Origin of the sequence: Cyanobium sp. Tous-M-B4, assembly GCF_024345395.1 — a bacterium.
Classification (GTDB): Bacteria; Cyanobacteriota; Cyanobacteriia; order PCC-6307; family Cyanobiaceae; genus Cyanobium_A.
Genome location: NZ_JAGQBA010000006.1, coordinates 13,200 through 28,213, shown reverse-complemented (window position 1 = coordinate 28,213; position 15,014 = coordinate 13,200). Strand labels below are relative to the sequence as shown.

The window sequence follows — 15,014 nt, the reverse complement described above, 5'->3', positions numbered from 1 at the left end:
AAACGATCCGGTCTGCGGGATCCTAGAGATCAGAAACCCGTCGCCAAGCTGGATGGCTCGCACCCTCACCGGCAATGCCCTCTGGCAGGAGCTCGGCTGGCAGCCCAGCCCAGCCCAAGAAAAGTCGCTGGGCGACCTGCAGGAGCAGCTGCGCCAATGGAACAGCAAGCTCAACTTGACCCGGCTGGTGGAGGACGACGACTTCTGGATAGCCCAGGTGTTTGACAGCCTCTGGCCCCTGGTGCCCCTACTGCAATCGGGGGCAGCCCAGGCACCGCTGCGGCTGATCGATGTGGGCACCGGCGGTGGCTTCCCCGGCCTGGCGCTAGCGATCGCCTTTCCCCAGGCCCAGTTGACCCTGGTGGATTCGGTGGGGCGCAAGGTGGAGGCGGTGCAGGCCATGGCCGCAGCGCTAGGGCTTGGGGAGAGGGTGCAGCTGCGCTGCGAACGGATCGAGCGCACCGGCCAGCAGCAGGCCTGTCGGGGCCAGTTCGACTGGGCCCTGGCCCGGGCCGTGGCCAGCGCGCCGGTGGTGGCCGAATACCTGGTGCCGCTGCTGCAACCCCAGGGGCGAGCCCTGCTTTATCGCGGCCAGTGGTCAGCCGATGACCAACGGGACCTCAACGCCGCCCTTATCCCCCTGAAGGCTGGCATCGATCAATGCCTGGCCAGGGAATTACCTAGTGGCCGGGGTAGCCGCCACGCCCTGGTGGTTAAACCGCTGGCCCCCTGCCCGCGCACCTATCCCAGGGCCGTGGGGCTGCCGGCTAAGCAGCCCCTGGGCGCGGCAACGTGCGCTTGAGCCGCACCGGCGAAGGCACACCAAGGGGAAGAATTTCCTGGCCGTCTAGCTGCTGCTGCAACTCGGGCAACTGCTCATAAGCAACCCAATGGATGCAATCAACGGGACAGGTATCGATCGCCTCCTGTATCAGCTCGGTGGAGTCGCCGTCTTGGCGAATCGCCCGGGAGCGGCCCCAGTGGGGTTCAACCGCAAAGGTGTTGACGGCCACGTGGGCGCAGTAGCGACAGCCAATGCAGACAGCCTCGTCAACCCAGACAGCCTTCTGACCCAAAGCTCCGCCCAGCAGTGGTTCGTGACCACTACGCCGTGAATCGGGGGAAAGGGCCGTGGCGGTGAACGCCAGGGAGGGATCAACCATGCCGGGGTGAGCTGCCGGATCTAGGCCCAACGGGTAACAACCAATTCAATGCTGCCGTCTTGCTGCTGGGCTTGCTCGCTCACCTGGAAACCCTCCTCAGCAGTGGCGGCCAGGATGCTGCGCAGGGCATATCGCTGATTGAGCTGGGCCAGGAAGCGCTCCACCGGCACGGCCTGATTCCAGAGGTCGAGATCGGTCACGAGCTCATAGCTACCGGTCTCAGGATTGAAGCGAAAACCGATATCAGCGCCATTGGCCTGAACCACAGCCAGCTGGGCCTCCACGGTTTGGCCGCGATAACCGCGCACCATCAAGCTTCCCTGCCTTGGGGCGTGGCCCAGATCCTCAAGCGCCTCGAGCAAGGACTGGCAATCACGGAGCTCGGTCTTGATGGTGCTGAAGTGCGACATCGATTTAAGGAGAAGTAATTGGTTCAGGAGAGAGACTGGACCTGGCTTTGCTGGGCCTGCTGCTGGCAGAGAAAGGCCTCAGCCGTTGACCGGCGCTGCTGCACAACTCCAAGCCTGGCCTCAATGCGCTCAGTGAGCTGTTCGCACGCCATGCCATTCAGCCCTTCCACCAGCTCCTCGACGCGCCCATCGGGGTGGATTCGATAGCGGATGGTGAGCTGATCCATCCCATTGCCTGAGAGCTTTGCGGATGTTAACCAGGAAATCCTGCGCCTGGTCAGCTGAGCAACCCCTCCTCCACCAGCGTCTGCAGACGCTCCAACACCTCCGGCTGTTCGAGCTGCTCAAGGGCCAGCCGGGCCTCATCGCGCACCCCGGATTCGAAATCGTTGAGCATGGCGTTCAACAGCGACTCAACCACCAGCTGCTGCCGGGGCTCCACCAGCTCGCCGTAGAGGCGACCGAGAGCCCAAGCGCTGTTGCTGCGCACCGCCGGCTCACTGTCGATGCGCAGGCTGAGCAACAGCTGGGCCGCAGCCGGATCGGCCTTTGCCGGCCCGGTGCAGCCCGCCTCAGCCAGGGAGCTGGCAGCCCAGAGGCGCACCGCGGAGATATCCACCTGCAGGGAGCGAATTAGGGGATTAAGGATGGGAGCGTCGGGGTAGTTGCCCAAGCTCCAGGCCACGGCCTTGCGCACGTAGCCGTTGTCATCTGAGACCAGCAGGCCCAGCAGGGGCTCAACCGCCTGGGGACTGGGGTTGCGGCCCAAGGCGTAGACCGCACTCATCCGCAGGATTGGACAGCTCACCGTCAGCAGCGGCAGCAGCAGGGGCAGGGCCCGGGGATCGCGGTGTTCACAAAAAATGCGCAACCCCTGCATGCACTGCTCATGGCTGCTTCCCCCTGCCTCGCCCCGCAACAACACCAAGCCCAGATCGCACTCGGCCGCCACATCACTGGCCGTTGGATCACTGCTATCAAGGTCGTCGAGCGGATCACCGCGCAGCTCCTCTGCCAGCTCCTGAGCCAGCATCTCGGGGTCGAGGTACAGCTCTTGAGGGCTGGCACCGAAGGGACCGTCACCGAAGGGACTCGCCCCACCGGATGGCTGATCGGACTGGGGAGAAACGCTCACAACGTTGACTCAGCCAATCGGGGCGGGGGCTGCCATGTCACCTGGCAACCAGATGCGGGCGCTCACGGCAAACAGGGCCAGACCAAACAACACCACAATCGCGGCCGGCAGCAGGGTGGAGCGAAAAAATTGCACGGCCGGAGCGTTTTCGAGTGCTGGCTTCCATCATCGCCCCTAGGGTTCGCCGATTAAAGCCCACGTGATGGCAGATAAGAGTTCCGGCAGCTGGCGGCGTCTAACAGCTGTGACCGCCGAGGGAGTAGCCAGCGGCACCCCGCTGATGGTTGGCAGCAAGTTGCTGCAGGGCTGGCTCACCGCTAGCGGCGTTCCTCTTGCCCTGATCGGCCTGATCCCACTGGCTGAGCTGCCCTACACCCTCAAACTTTTCTGGGCGCCGCTTTTAGATCGCTGGCCGATCGCCTGGCCCGATCGGCGCCGCGGCTGGCTGCTGCTGATGCAGCTAATTCTGGTGCCCGTGATTGCGGCGATGGCGCTGCTGCAACCCAGCACTAATCCAGCCAGCCTCACCGCCATCGGCATCGCGGCCCTGGTGCTGGCCGTCTGCAGTGCCACCCAGGACATCGCTGTCGATGCATACCGCACCGACCTCCTGCCCGAAGTGGAGCGGGGGCCAGGTGCTGCCGGAGCCACCCTCGGCTACCGGGCAGCCATGCTCGCGGTGGGTGCCGGTGGATTCCTGCTGGCTGATCGCTTTGGCTGGCCGGCCGCCTTCCTTGCCGCCGCAGCTCTGCTGGCGGCCGTAGTGCCGATCACGATCTGGGCCCCGGCCCTGCAACCGGTGCAACACCCGGTCACGAGCCTGCGGCAGGCGGTGCTTGGTCCAACGCGGGAGTTCTTGTTCCGGGCGGGACCAAACCGGGCCTGGCAGTTGCTGCTGCTGGTGCTGCTCTACCGCTGGCCCGATGGCCTGCTGAACGCCATGGCCATCCCCTTCCTGAAATTGCAGGGGTTCAGCGATGCCCAGATCGGCTTGGTGCAGGGGGGCTGGGCGATTGCCGCCACCATGGCCGGCACCGTGATTGGCGGCGTGCTGTTTGCCCGGATCGGCATGAACCGCTCCCTGTGGCTGTTCGCCATCGCCGGCGTCTGCGGCAACCTCACCTACTGGGCCCTAGCCCAATTCAATTGGGGCTTCGGCGGGCTGATCGCCGCCGTGAGCCTGGAGAACCTGAGCGGAGGCATGGTGGGCGCGGTGTTTGTGGCGCTGCTGATGAGCCTCTGCAACCCACGCTTTTCGGCCACCCAGTACGCCCTGCTTTCTGGCATCTATGCCCTCAGCCGCTCGCTGCTGTCAGCCCCGGCCGGCGTGGTGGCGGGCAACGTGGGCTGGCCCATGTTTTTCCTGGCTACGGCCGCTGCCGCCATACCGGCTTTTCTACTGATGCTGCAGCTCACCCCCTGGGGGGAACAGGAAGCACGCGGCGCCTTCGATCCCAACCGCGACGCCACCTGATCGAGCTCTGGCTTAAGCCGGCTCCAGGCTGCCCTCGAGCCGGCGACGCAGTTGGCCGCAGGCGGCATCGGCATCGAGGCCGCGGCTGGCCCGCACACTCACAGCCACGTGGCGATCGATCAGGGCCTGTCGAAACGCCTCCACCGCGCCAGGCGCTGGACGCTGGAATTCCTCCTCGGCGATCGGGTTGTAGGGGATCAGATTCACATGGCTCTGGAAGCCGCGCAGGAGCCGCGCAAGGGCCTCGGCATGGCGGGGCTGGTCGTTTAGGCCGCCCAGCAGGATGTATTCAAAGCTGACCCGCCGGCCGGTGAGCTCAACGTAGTGGCGGCAATCGGCCAGCAACGCTTCTAGGGGATAGGCATGGGCCGTGGGGATCAGCTCCTCCCGCAGGCGCTGGTCCGGGGCATGCAGGCTGACCGCCAAGGTGAACTGGGCCCGGCCCAGCCGCTCTAGGGCCTGCTCCGCCAAGGTTGGCAGGCTTTTGGGCACCCCCACAGTGCTCACCGTGATCTGGCGCTGGGCCATACCCAGATCAGTGCAGAGGCAATCGATCGCTGCCAGCACCGCCTCGCTGTTGAGCAGGGGCTCACCCATACCCATAAACACCACGTGGCTGGGGCGCTGGTCCATCACCTCACGCACGCTCAGCACCTGATCGACGATCTCGTGCACCGCCAGGGAGCGCTGCAGCCCCCCTTTACCGGTGGCGCAAAAGCGACAGGCCATCGGGCAGCCCACCTGGCTGCTCACACACACCGTGAGCCTGCCTTCGGCGGGGATGCCCACGGTCTCGATACTGAGGCCGTCGTGGGTACCCAGCAATAATTTTGTGGTGCCATCGCGGGCGACGCTGCGGTGCAACTCCCGCGAGCGACCAATCCAGTCGCCGGCATCAATGGGGGGCTGGGTGGTTAGCTGATCCCGGAAAAACTTGGGAAGCACAGTCACCTGGTCGAGGCTGCGAGCTCCCTTGGCGTAAAGCCAATCGTGCAGCTGGCGGCCGCGGAAGGCGGCTTGACCATGGCTAACGGCCCACTGCTCCAAGGCCGCCAAACCCATCCCCAGCAGGGGAGTGGCTAGCGGCGCAGCGGGCGATGTGCTCAAGGCCAGGTCAGCAAGCCGTGGCCCAGCTTCCATTCCGCCACCAGCAGGGCAATAAAACCCAGCATGGCCATGCGGCCATTGAGCAGCTCGGTGTGGGCGTGGAAGCCAAAGCGGGGCAACCGGCGCTGGGGCACCGGCGTGTTCAGGCTGGTGCGGGCGGAATTACTCATCGGTGAGGAGCCCCTCTTCCTGCAGACCCTCGAGGGCAGCGGGATCAGCGATCAGCTCCTCCTCCAGCCCCTCCTCAACGGATGGTCGGGTAAAGGCTGCCGTGCCGCTGACGCTTGCTTCGATGCCATGGCGGCTGCGAGTTGCCTCCAGATCCGCATCGGAGGGATCATCCAGCACGGCCATCGACGCCGCTGGAGCCGGCATCTCGACGGTGTAGTCGGGACGCAGGTTCTGCATGCGGCGATAGCCCATGGCCTCCTCCTCGAGGATGTCGGGATGGGGGCCCGCCTCAGCCCGCAGCTCCTCTTCGAAGCCGCTGAAGCCAGTACCAGCAGGGATCAAGCGGCCGATGATCACGTTCTCCTTGAGACCGCGCAGCCAGTCGCTCTTGCCCTCGATGGCAGCTTCAGTCAGCACCCGGGTGGTCTCCTGGAAGGAGGCAGCCGAGATGAAACTGTCGGTGTTGAGCGAGGCCTTGGTGATACCCAGCAGCACTGGTGTGAACTCGGCGGGTGCGCCACCGGTGATTGCCATGGCGCTATTGACCTGCTCCACTTGACGCAACTCGATTAGCTCACCGGGCAGCAGGGTGGTATCCCCAGCATCCTCGATGCGCACCTTGCTGGTCATCTGGCGCACGATCACTTCGATGTGCTTGTCGCTAATCGCAACTCCCTGGCTCTTGTAGACGTTCTGCACCTCCGTGACCATCCGGAACTGCAGCTTGGAGATGGCTTCCTGGGCCGCCTCCATGGTGGGCTTACGGCTGCGCAGATCTTCGAAGAAGCACTCAAGCAACTCGTGGGGATTGATCGGGCCGTCGGTGAGCGATTCACCGGCATGCACTTGCTGGCCATCACTCACCATCACGTTGCGACCCAACAGGATTGGGTACTCGGTGATGGCATCGTCGTGCTCGATAACCGAGACGGTTATGGAGTCATCGTCATCACCCTGCTTGATCTGCACGGTGCCACTCTTGCGGCAGAGAATTGTGGATTCCCGCGGACGGCGGGCCTCCAGCAGCTCCTCAATACGGGGCAGACCCTGCACGATGTCGCCTGTCTTTTGACGTTCGAACACCAGCAGGGCCAGGGCGTCACCGCGCTGCACCAACTCCCCATCGCGCACGTGCAGCACGGAGTCGGGCGAAACCATATAGGGGCGACCGAGGCGAATAGTGAGGGTGCTGCCGTTGATGGCTTCCACCTGACCGCAGCAGGGGGCTTCGACCCCTTCCGCCAGCCGGTCGCCATCGACGATGCGCTGCTCAACCCCAACCTCACACTTAGCCGAACCAAGCTCGATGTTGCGGGTGTCGCCGTCGCGCTCGACGATCAAACGGCGAATCGGCTCGCCATCGACCAGATCAGGCAGCTGAACCACTCCATCCTCCTTGCAGAGGATCTGGGTGGTGGCCACCACATCGCCGCGCTTCACCGCAATGCCGTCTTCCACCTGGAGATCGGTGTGGGTGGAGCCGTGGCTGGCATCGGAGAGGGTGTCGCGACGCACCAGCAGGGTTTCCAAAATCGTCAGCTGCAGGCGCTCGATCGTCTTAGCCCGCTTATCAGACACCGCTTCCACATCCACCGTCATCTGGGGAGTGGTGTCGATGGTTTCCAGGATCAGCTGGGTGCGCAGCAGCTCCACACCATCGACGCTCTTGATCAGCTCGCCGTCCTTAAAGGCCAAGCGCTGGGTGGCCTTGAGATTCAAAGAGGGTCCGCCAGACTGCTTAACCGCGCCCAATTCGGGCAGGTGGGCAGCATCTGGAATGGCGTACTCCTCAACCGGACGCAGCAGCAGGGCCCCACCGTCGGGGGTTTCAACTGCTTCCACAAACAGAATCGCCTCTGCCTTAAGACCCTTGGCGATCTCCTCGCCAGGAGTAACCATCTTGCCGTCAGCAAATTTGCTGATGGTTTTGCTGTCGGAGACCAGGTGGAGAGTGCCTGAGCGCACAATGATTTCCCGAAGAATGTCATTCTTCTGGGTCACCGTGACGATGCCTGCGGTCTGGCTGAAGATGTCCTTCACCACCTCGGTGCCGGCCTCAATCCACTGGCCGTCCTCAATCATCAACAGGGAGATGTCCTTGTTGATCTCGTGGGTTTCCTGGGGAATCCACAGCAGGGTGCCGCCCTTGCTCACCTCGTAGCCATTCTTGGCGCTACGGGCTTTCTTGATCGACAAACCAGGGGCAAACTTGACGGTGCCACCGGTCTGGGTGCGGAAGCGATCGTCGGCGAGCTCAGCGATCACCTCACCGTTGGCGATCTTGCTGCCCGGGGCGGTATTGAGGCGGTAGCGAATGTTGTCCTTGCCCTCGAGGTGCCAGATCTCGCCAGAGTGGGTGGATTCACCAACCAACTTGCAGTCTTTGAGGGTGAGGCTGGCGGTGACAATCTGTACCTCGCGGGAGTCACCGGCGCTATCGCGCAGGCGCACGGCGCCGCCGTACTCGCTCACCAGGCGGCTTTCGGCCAGCACTTCGCCGGTGGTGACGGCCTTGTTGCCACCCACCACGGGCAGGGCATTGGGGGGCAGGTTGTAAACGTCACCGCTGAACACCCACATCCGGCCCAGGCGCTGGGCCTTGAGGGTGATGTTGCCCTGGCGGTCGGTGACCTCCTTGGGCTGGATCGCATCCTCGTAGCGCACCTGACCGGCCAGATCGCAGATCACGTCCTTGGTGGCCTTCTCAACGCTCTTTTTAACTGTCACGCCAGCGGCGATCTGGGCCAGGATCGTGTCTCCAGGCACGGTGTCGCCATCGGCGACAAACAGGATCGAGCCATTGATGATGTCGAGCTTCTGCAGCTTGCCCTTACCCGTGGGCTTAACGCTGAGGGTGAAGTCTGTTTCGGCTAGCTGGGCCTCCACACCGTGGGGGGTGCGGAAGGGGCGCACCCGAGCCTTGGGCCCGAATTCAACGGTGCCATCCACCAAGGAGCGGACCACGCCGGTTTCGGCCGTGGACACACCACCGGTGTGGAAGGTCCGCATCGTGAGCTGGGTGCCGGGTTCACCGATCGACTGGGCAGCAACGATGCCGACGGCTTCACCGAGGTCAACCAACTGGTTGTGGGCTAGGGCCCAGCCGTAGCACTTACGACACACCGAGCGGGAGGCCTCGCAGGTGAGCGGCGAACGCACCTTCACCGTTTTCACACCTCCTGCCTCGATCCGGCGCGCCAGGATCGGGTCGATCTCACCGTCGCGATCAACAATGATTTCGCCGTCCTCTGCAACCACGGGCTCGGCTGCAAGGCGGCCGATCAACCTGGAACCAAACCTGCCTTTCTCATCGGCATCGATTGGAATGCTGCGGGTTGTACCGCAGTCGTCTTCCCGCACGATCACGTCCTGGGCTACGTCTACCAAGCGACGGGTGAGGTAGCCGGAGTCGGCTGTACGCAGGGCGGTGTCCACCAGACCCTTGCGGGCGCCGTAGGAGGAGATCACGTATTCGGTGACCGTCAGACCCTCGCGGAAGTTGGTGCGAATCGGCAAGTCGATGATTTCCCCTTGGGGGTTGGCCATCAAGCCGCGCATGCCCACCAGCTGGCGCACCTGGGACATGTTGCCCCGGGCGCCGGAGTTGGCCATCATCCAAACCGAATTGAGTGGATCGTTCTCGTTGAAGTTGCGGCGCACCGCAGCCACGAGACGTTCGTTGGTTTCGGTCCAGGTGTCGATCACCTTGGTGTGACGCTCAACCTCGGTGATCTCGCCGAGCCGGTAGCGCTCTTCGGTTTCAGTGATCTGCTCCTCGGCTTCAGCCAGCAGCGCAGCTTTGTCACCAGGAATGCGCAGGTCATCGACGGAGATCGAAACGGCGGCCTGGGTGGCGTAGTGGAAGCCGAGATCCTTTAGCTCATCAGCCATGGAGGCCGTAGCAGCCGTGCCGTGGTGCTTGTAGGCCCAAGCGACCAGATTGCGCAGGGCCTTCTTGTCGATGATGCGGTTGCGGAAGGGTGGCGCCTGCTTGCTAAGCGCCTTGCTCGCCTTCAGTGCTGCAGCAGCAGCAATTTCCAGAGCGGCTGCCTCGGCGGCCTTCTTGGCGCTCTTCTTGGTGGTTTTCTTAGCGGGTGTGGCTGTCATGGCTGCGCGCAGTTAATAGACGTAAGAGGAAGGAAAACGGAAACCCGGAACCTTGAATCCGGAACGGCCGTCAGGTCGCAGCCACGGCGTCGATGATCGTGTGGTTGATCACGACGCGGCCCACGGTGGTGAGCAGGTAACGGCTGATTAGGGCGCCATCTTCATCAAAGCGATCGCGGCGGAAGAGCCACTGCTCGATGCGAGTGCCGTCGCTGAGGGTTTCTTCTTTTTGGGGCTGCTTGTCCTCGTCGTCGTTCTCCACCTCGCCGTTGAAACGCACCCAGATCCAATCGTGGAGGTGAAGGTGCTTCTCCTCAAAGGCATCGATCACATCGTCGAGGTTGGCGAAGGTCTTGGCCCGGTCGCCAAATTCAGGCTTGATGGCTCCAGGCTTTTCGGCCGTGAGGTAGTAAGCGCCAAGAACCATGTCCTGGGACGGGGTGATGATCGGCTCGCCAGTAGCTGGCGAAAGAATGTTGTTGCTGGCCAGCATCAACATGCGGGCCTCAGTTTGAGCTTCGATCGCCAGCGGCACGTGCACGGCCATCTGGTCACCGTCAAAGTCAGCGTTAAAGGCCGGACACACCAGCGGGTGTAGCTGGATGGCGCGACCATCAACCAGTTTCGGCTCAAAGGCCTGGATGCCAAGACGGTGCAGGGTCGGAGCTCGGTTCAGCAGGATCGGGTGACCTTCGATCACCTCCTGAAGCACCTGCATCACTTCATCATCGGCGCGCTGAATCAACTTCTTAGCGGCCTTGATGTTGTTGACGATGTTCTGGCGAATCAGGCGGTGGATCACGAACGGCTGGAATAGCTCGATCGCCATCTCCTTAGGTAGGCCGCACTGGTGCATCTTCAGCTTCGGACCCACCACGATCACGGAACGACCGGAGTAGTCGACCCGCTTGCCAAGCAGGTTTTGACGGAAGCGGCCCTGCTTGCCCTCAATGATGTCGCTCAGTGACTTCAGAGCTCGGTTGTTGGCGCCCACCACGGTGCGGCCGCGGCGGCCGTTGTCGATTAGGGCGTCTACCGCCTCCTGCAGCATCCGCTTCTCGTTGCGAACGATGATTTCAGGAGCCAGGATCTCCTGCAAACGGGCCAACCGGTTGTTGCGGTTGATGACGCGGCGGTAGAGGTCGTTGAGGTCTGAGGTGGCGAAGCGACCGCCATCGAGCTGCACCATCGGGCGCAGGTCGGGCGGAATCACCGGGATCACATCGAGCACCATCCAGTCGGGACGGGCACCAGTGGCGATGAAGTTGTCGATCACGCGCAGGCGCTTGATCAGCTTGGCGCGCTTTTGCCCCTTGCTGGCGGCAATGTCCCCACGCAGCTGCTCGGCGGTCTCGTTGAGTTCAAGATCTTCCAGCAGTTGCTTCAACGCCTCGGCGCCGATTCCCACCACGGGCTCATTCTCAATATCCGAATCCTCGGCGTAGATCTGGTCCTCGATCTCCAGCCACTCATCTTCCGTAAGAAGTTGCTTGTAGGTGAGGTCCTTGTGGTCGCCCGGATCGAGCACCACATAGCAGTTGAAGTAAACAATCTGCTCCACATCCCGCAGGGGCATGTCGAGCAGGATCGCTACGTAGCTGGGAATGCCCTTGAGATACCAAACGTGGGATACGGGGGCAGCAAGCTTGATGAAACCCATGCGGTGGCGGCGCACCCGGCTCTCCGTCACCTCCACACCACAGCGCTCGCAGACGATGCCGCGGTGACGCACCCGTTTGTACTTGCCGCAGTGGCACTCCCAGTCCTTGGACGGGCCAAAGATCTTCTCGCAGAAGAGCCCGTCCATCTCGGGCTTCAGCGTGCGGTAGTTGATGGTTTCGGGCTTGGTTACCTCACCCACCACTTGACCGTTGGGCAGCGTGCGCTGCCCCCACTGCATGATCCGCTCAGGCGACGCCAAGGTGATCTTGACGTAGTCGAAGTGGTTTTCGGTGCGGAGGTTGCTGTTGGACATCGGCTTGCAGCTCGCGGAGATCGAGAAAGGAATGGGAGGCACGGCTTCGCCCGCTGAAGGAGCGATCCGCGATCAATCAGCGATCAGTCGTCGTCATAATCCGCGACGCCGAGGGATTCGTAGGTGGGACGACTGGGGGTGCTGCGGCGGGGGTTGACGTCCTGCATCAGATCCACTTCTTCGCCGGCGTCGGTGTAGACGGCGATGTCTAGACCCAGCGACTGAAGCTCGCGCATCAGCACCTTGAAGGACTCCGGCGTGCCAGGACGGGGGATCGGCTTGCCTTTAACGATGGCGTTGAGCGCCTCGTTGCGGCCCTGCATGTCGTCGGACTTGACGGTGAGCAGTTCCTGCAGGGTGTAAGCGGCGCCATAGGCCTCAAGAGCCCAGACCTCCATCTCACCGAGACGCTGGCCGCCCTGCTGGGCCTTGCCGCCCAGGGGCTGCTGGGTAACCAGGGAGTAGGGGCCGGTTGAGCGGGCGTGGATCTTGTCGTCCACTAGGTGAACCAGCTTGAGGATGTGGGCGTACCCAACAGTCACAGGCTGGTCAAAAGGCTCGCCGCTGCGGCCGTCGATCAACTGAATCTTGCCTGGGTTATCGGGGTTGTAGACCCATTCCTTGCCGGGCAATTTGGCGGCTTCCTCGAGGTAGGCCTGCACGGTCTGCTTCGACTTTTCAGCGCCGTGCATCTCGTCAAATGGCACCACCTTGACCCGGCAGTCGAGGTGGGAAGACGCCCAACCCATCAGGCACTCGAACACCTGGCCCACATTCATGCGGCTCGGTACACCCAAGGGGTTGAGCACGATGTCGATGGGGGTGCCATCGGGCAGGTAGGGCATGTCCTGCTGGGGCAGGATCCGGCTGATGATGCCTTTGTTGCCGTGGCGGCCGGCCATCTTGTCGCCAACCTGAATCTTGCGGCGCTGGGCCACATAGACCCGCACCACCATGTTGGCGCCGGGCGGCAGTTCGTCGCCCTGCTCGCGGGTGTAGATGCGCACGTCAACAACCCGACCCCTTTCAGTGCTGGGCACTCGCAGGGAGTTGTCGCGCACGTCGCGGGCCTTCTCGCCGAAGATTGCACGCAGCAACTTCTCTTCTGGGGGCTGGTCGGATTCACCTTTGGGGGTCACCTTGCCAACCAAGATGTCGCCGCTTTCGACATAGGCGCCGATGCGGATAATTCCCATCTCGTCGAGGTGGCCCAGGCTCTCCTCGGCCACATTAGGGATTTCCCGCGTGATCTCCTCAGGCCCAAGCTTGGTCTGACGAGCTTCGATCTCGTACTTCTCGATGTGAACCGAGGTGTATAGATCGTCATGCACGAGACGATCGCTTAGCAGGATCGCGTCCTCATAGTTGTAGCCCTCCCAGGGCATGTAGGCGATCAGCACGTTCTGCCCCAGGGCGATCTCGCCGCCCTCGCATGCAGAACCGTCGGCCAGCACTTGACCGGCAATCACGGGATCGCCCTGGCGCACAATCGGGCGCTGGTTGAGGCAGGTGTCCTGGTTGGAGCGCTGGTACTTCTGTAGGTGGTGCACATGGTCGGTGCCCTGCTCATCGCGAATCACGATGGCTGTGGCATCGACAAAGGTGACCGTGCCATTGACCCGGGTGATCGGCACCATGCCGGAGTCGCGGGCCACCTGGGTTTCCAGGCCGGTGCCCACCAAGGGGCGCTCTGGCCGCAGCAAAGGCACAGCCTGGCGCTGCATGTTCGAACCCATTAGGGCCCGGTTGGCGTCGTCATGCTCAAGGAAGGGGATCAAGGAGGTAGCCACCGAGATCACCTGCACCGGCGAGAGCTGGACGTAATCGACCTGCTCGGGGGGCACCTTCTCAAAGTCCTGGCGGTAGCGCACAGGCACCAGATCTGCGGTGATGTAGCCATCGGAATTGGTGGGCACGTCGCCAGGAGCTACGCGGCACTCATCCTCGAGATCGGCAGATAGGTAGATGGGATCACCGCTCTTATGAACAATGCCCTCTTCAACCCTCCAGAACGGCGTCTCGATGAAGCCGTACTCATTGACTCGAGCGTGGGTGGCCAGGGAGCCAATCAGGCCTGCATTAGGTCCTTCCGGTGTCTCGATCGGGCAGATGCGCCCGTAGTGGGAGGGATGGATGTCGCGCACTGCAAAGCCCGCCCGTTCGCGGGTCAAACCGCCTGGGCCCAGGGCGCTGATCCTGCGCTTGTGGGTTAGCTCCGCCAGTGGGTTGGTCTGGTCCATGAACTGACTCAGCTGGCTGGAGCCAAAGAACTCCTTGATCGCCGCCACTAGGGGCTTGGGGTTCACCAGCTGGGCAGGGGTAAGCGACTCGGTTTCGCCAACCGTCATGCGCTCTTTAATGATGCGCTCGAGCCGGTTGAGACCAACCCGCACCTGGTTTTGCAGCAGCTCTCCCACCGAGCGCACCCGGCGATTGCCGAGGTGGTCGATGTCATCGAGGCTGGCGCCGCCCACATCGAGCTCGAGGTTGATCAAGTAGTCGATGGTGCTGAGCACGTCCTCAGGGGTGAGGGTGCGCACCGCATCGGGGATGGTGAGGCGCAGCTTTTTATTTATCTTGTAACGACCGACGCGACCTAGGTCGTAGCGCTTGGCATCGAAGAAGCGGCTGTGCAGCAGGGTCTGGCCGCCGCTGACAGAGGGAGGCTCGCCTGGACGCAGCTTTTTGTAGAGCTCAAGCAGGGCCTGATCTTCGGAAGAAATGCCCTCGTCGTTGGCCGACTCGATCGACTTCTGGTAGTACTCGGGGTGGCGAAGCTTATCGAGCACGTCGTTGTCAGACAGGCCGATAGCCCGCATCAACACGTGAGCGTTGATCTTGCGCGTCTTGTCGACACGAACGTGCAGCAGGTCGTTTTTATCAGTTTCAAACTTCAACCAGGCACCCCGGTTAGGGATCAAGCTGGCGTTGAAGGTTTTACGACCGTTCTTATCCTGCTCATCCTTGAAATAGACGCCAGGTGAGCGCACGATCTGGTTGACGATCACCCGCTCGGCACCGTTGATGATGAAGGTGCCTCGCTCGGTCATCAAGGGCAGCTCGCCGATGAAAACCTCCTGCTCCTTAATCTCCCCTGTCTCCTTGTTAACCAGGCGGCAGGTGACATACATCTGGGATGCAAAAGTCGCATCACGGCGCTTTGCTTCTTCAACGTCGTGACGCGGGCGCTTCAGCCGGTACTCGCTACCGATGAAGTGCAGCTCAAGCTTGCCGGTGTAGTCGGTAATCGGCGAAAAGCTCTCGAGCTCTTCGATCAGGCCCTTCTCCAGGAACCATTTGAAGCTCGCGCGCTGCACCTCCACCAAGTCGGGGAGGTAAGTGGCGGTCTTGGCGACCTGGATCGCGCTGCTCATGCGGTGAACCTGCAGGAACGGGTGGATAAGGACTGGGCAGTGGAACGCATCTGATGCCGATCACCGCTTACTTGAATGCTCCGCAACCGCCCACACAA

Annotated in this window: 12 protein-coding genes; 2 read left to right on the top strand and 10 right to left on the bottom strand. The window is 62.6% G+C overall.

What is annotated here, in order from left to right; translation table 11 throughout:
• Window positions 1-52 precede the first annotated feature (52 nt).
• On the top strand, window positions 53-802 hold the full coding sequence (gene rsmG / locus KBY73_RS12065; RefSeq protein WP_254937340.1) for a 16S rRNA (guanine(527)-N(7))-methyltransferase RsmG: 750 nt from the start codon (window positions 53-55) through the stop codon (window positions 800-802).
• On the opposite strand, the gene KBY73_RS12060 is transcribed toward rsmG, so the two are convergent.
• The 5 genes from KBY73_RS12060 to KBY73_RS12040 form a co-directional block, all read right to left on the bottom strand.
• The gene (locus KBY73_RS12060; RefSeq protein WP_254937339.1) at window positions 768-1,163 is read right to left on the bottom strand and encodes a ferredoxin; all 396 of its coding nucleotides are present in this window, start codon (window positions 1,161-1,163) and stop codon (window positions 768-770) included. The two genes, rsmG and KBY73_RS12060, sit on opposite strands and share 35 nt — an antisense overlap.
• Before the next feature lie 20 nt (window positions 1,164-1,183).
• Complete coding sequence (locus KBY73_RS12055; protein ID WP_254937338.1) at window positions 1,184-1,573, bottom strand: DUF1257 domain-containing protein; 390 nt, start codon at window positions 1,571-1,573, stop codon at window positions 1,184-1,186.
• A 23-nt stretch (window positions 1,574-1,596) separates the two neighbouring features.
• Window positions 1,597-1,800 (bottom strand): DUF2997 domain-containing protein, encoded by a 204-nt coding sequence (locus KBY73_RS12050; protein ID WP_254937337.1) that lies wholly within the window; start codon window positions 1,798-1,800, stop codon window positions 1,597-1,599.
• 50 nt (window positions 1,801-1,850) lie between these two features.
• Window positions 1,851-2,606: a HEAT repeat domain-containing protein gene (locus tag KBY73_RS12045; protein ID WP_254937515.1), complete on the bottom strand. Its 756-nt coding sequence runs from the start codon at window positions 2,604-2,606 to the stop codon at window positions 1,851-1,853.
• Between the two features lie 111 nt (window positions 2,607-2,717).
• Window positions 2,718-2,843, bottom strand: coding sequence for a hypothetical protein (locus tag KBY73_RS12040; protein WP_254931229.1), 126 nt, complete (start codon window positions 2,841-2,843; stop codon window positions 2,718-2,720).
• A 67-nt stretch (window positions 2,844-2,910) separates the two neighbouring features.
• On the opposite strand from KBY73_RS12040, the gene KBY73_RS12035 reads away from it, so the two are divergent.
• The gene (locus KBY73_RS12035; protein WP_254937336.1) at window positions 2,911-4,182 is read left to right on the top strand and encodes an AmpG family muropeptide MFS transporter; all 1,272 of its coding nucleotides are present in this window, start codon (window positions 2,911-2,913) and stop codon (window positions 4,180-4,182) included.
• A 12-nt stretch (window positions 4,183-4,194) separates the two neighbouring features.
• Here KBY73_RS12035 and rlmN read toward each other — a convergent pair whose 3' ends face one another.
• The 5 genes from rlmN to rpoB all read right to left on the bottom strand — a co-directional run bounded on the left by rlmN (window position 4,195) and on the right by rpoB (window position 14,916).
• Window positions 4,195-5,244 carry a 23S rRNA (adenine(2503)-C(2))-methyltransferase RlmN gene (gene rlmN, locus KBY73_RS12030; RefSeq protein WP_254937514.1) on the bottom strand — a complete coding sequence of 350 codons (1,050 nt, stop codon included), beginning with the start codon at window positions 5,242-5,244 and terminating at the stop codon, window positions 4,195-4,197.
• A gap of 41 nt (window positions 5,245-5,285) precedes the next feature.
• The gene (locus KBY73_RS12025) at window positions 5,286-5,459 is read right to left on the bottom strand and encodes a chlorophyll a/b-binding protein (protein ID WP_254937335.1); all 174 of its coding nucleotides are present in this window, start codon (window positions 5,457-5,459) and stop codon (window positions 5,286-5,288) included.
• Window positions 5,452-9,567 carry a DNA-directed RNA polymerase subunit beta' gene (locus KBY73_RS12020; protein ID WP_254937334.1) on the bottom strand — a complete coding sequence of 1,372 codons (4,116 nt, stop codon included), beginning with the start codon at window positions 9,565-9,567 and terminating at the stop codon, window positions 5,452-5,454. Before KBY73_RS12020 ends, KBY73_RS12025 begins: the two co-directional genes overlap by 8 nt.
• A gap of 70 nt (window positions 9,568-9,637) precedes the next feature.
• The gene (locus KBY73_RS12015) at window positions 9,638-11,542 is read right to left on the bottom strand and encodes a DNA-directed RNA polymerase subunit gamma (protein ID WP_254937333.1); all 1,905 of its coding nucleotides are present in this window, start codon (window positions 11,540-11,542) and stop codon (window positions 9,638-9,640) included.
• An 83-nt stretch (window positions 11,543-11,625) separates the two neighbouring features.
• Window positions 11,626-14,916 carry a DNA-directed RNA polymerase subunit beta gene (gene rpoB, locus KBY73_RS12010; RefSeq protein ID WP_254937332.1) on the bottom strand — a complete coding sequence of 1,097 codons (3,291 nt, stop codon included), beginning with the start codon at window positions 14,914-14,916 and terminating at the stop codon, window positions 11,626-11,628.
• Window positions 14,917-15,014 lie beyond the last annotated feature (98 nt).

Coding starts and splice junctions, on each gene's coding strand:
- KBY73_RS12035 (WP_254937336.1), top strand. CDS start 2,911: ATGGCAGATAAGAGTTCCGGCAGCTGGCGGCGTCTAACAGCTGTGACC.
- KBY73_RS12050 (WP_254937337.1), bottom strand. CDS start 1,800: ATGGATCAGCTCACCATCCGCTATCGAATCCACCCCGATGGGCGCGTC.
- rpoB (WP_254937332.1), bottom strand. CDS start 14,916: ATGAGCAGCGCGATCCAGGTCGCCAAGACCGCCACTTACCTCCCCGAC.
- rsmG (WP_254937340.1), top strand. CDS start 53: ATGGCTCGCACCCTCACCGGCAATGCCCTCTGGCAGGAGCTCGGCTGG.
- KBY73_RS12055 (WP_254937338.1), bottom strand. CDS start 1,573: ATGTCGCACTTCAGCACCATCAAGACCGAGCTCCGTGATTGCCAGTCC.
- KBY73_RS12020 (WP_254937334.1), bottom strand. CDS start 9,567: ATGACAGCCACACCCGCTAAGAAAACCACCAAGAAGAGCGCCAAGAAG.
- KBY73_RS12025 (WP_254937335.1), bottom strand. CDS start 5,459: ATGAGTAATTCCGCCCGCACCAGCCTGAACACGCCGGTGCCCCAGCGC.
- KBY73_RS12045 (WP_254937515.1), bottom strand. CDS start 2,606: ATGCTGGCTCAGGAGCTGGCAGAGGAGCTGCGCGGTGATCCGCTCGAC.
- rlmN (WP_254937514.1), bottom strand. CDS start 5,244: ATGGGTTTGGCGGCCTTGGAGCAGTGGGCCGTTAGCCATGGTCAAGCC.
- KBY73_RS12060 (WP_254937339.1), bottom strand. CDS start 1,163: ATGGTTGATCCCTCCCTGGCGTTCACCGCCACGGCCCTTTCCCCCGAT.
- KBY73_RS12015 (WP_254937333.1), bottom strand. CDS start 11,542: ATGTCCAACAGCAACCTCCGCACCGAAAACCACTTCGACTACGTCAAG.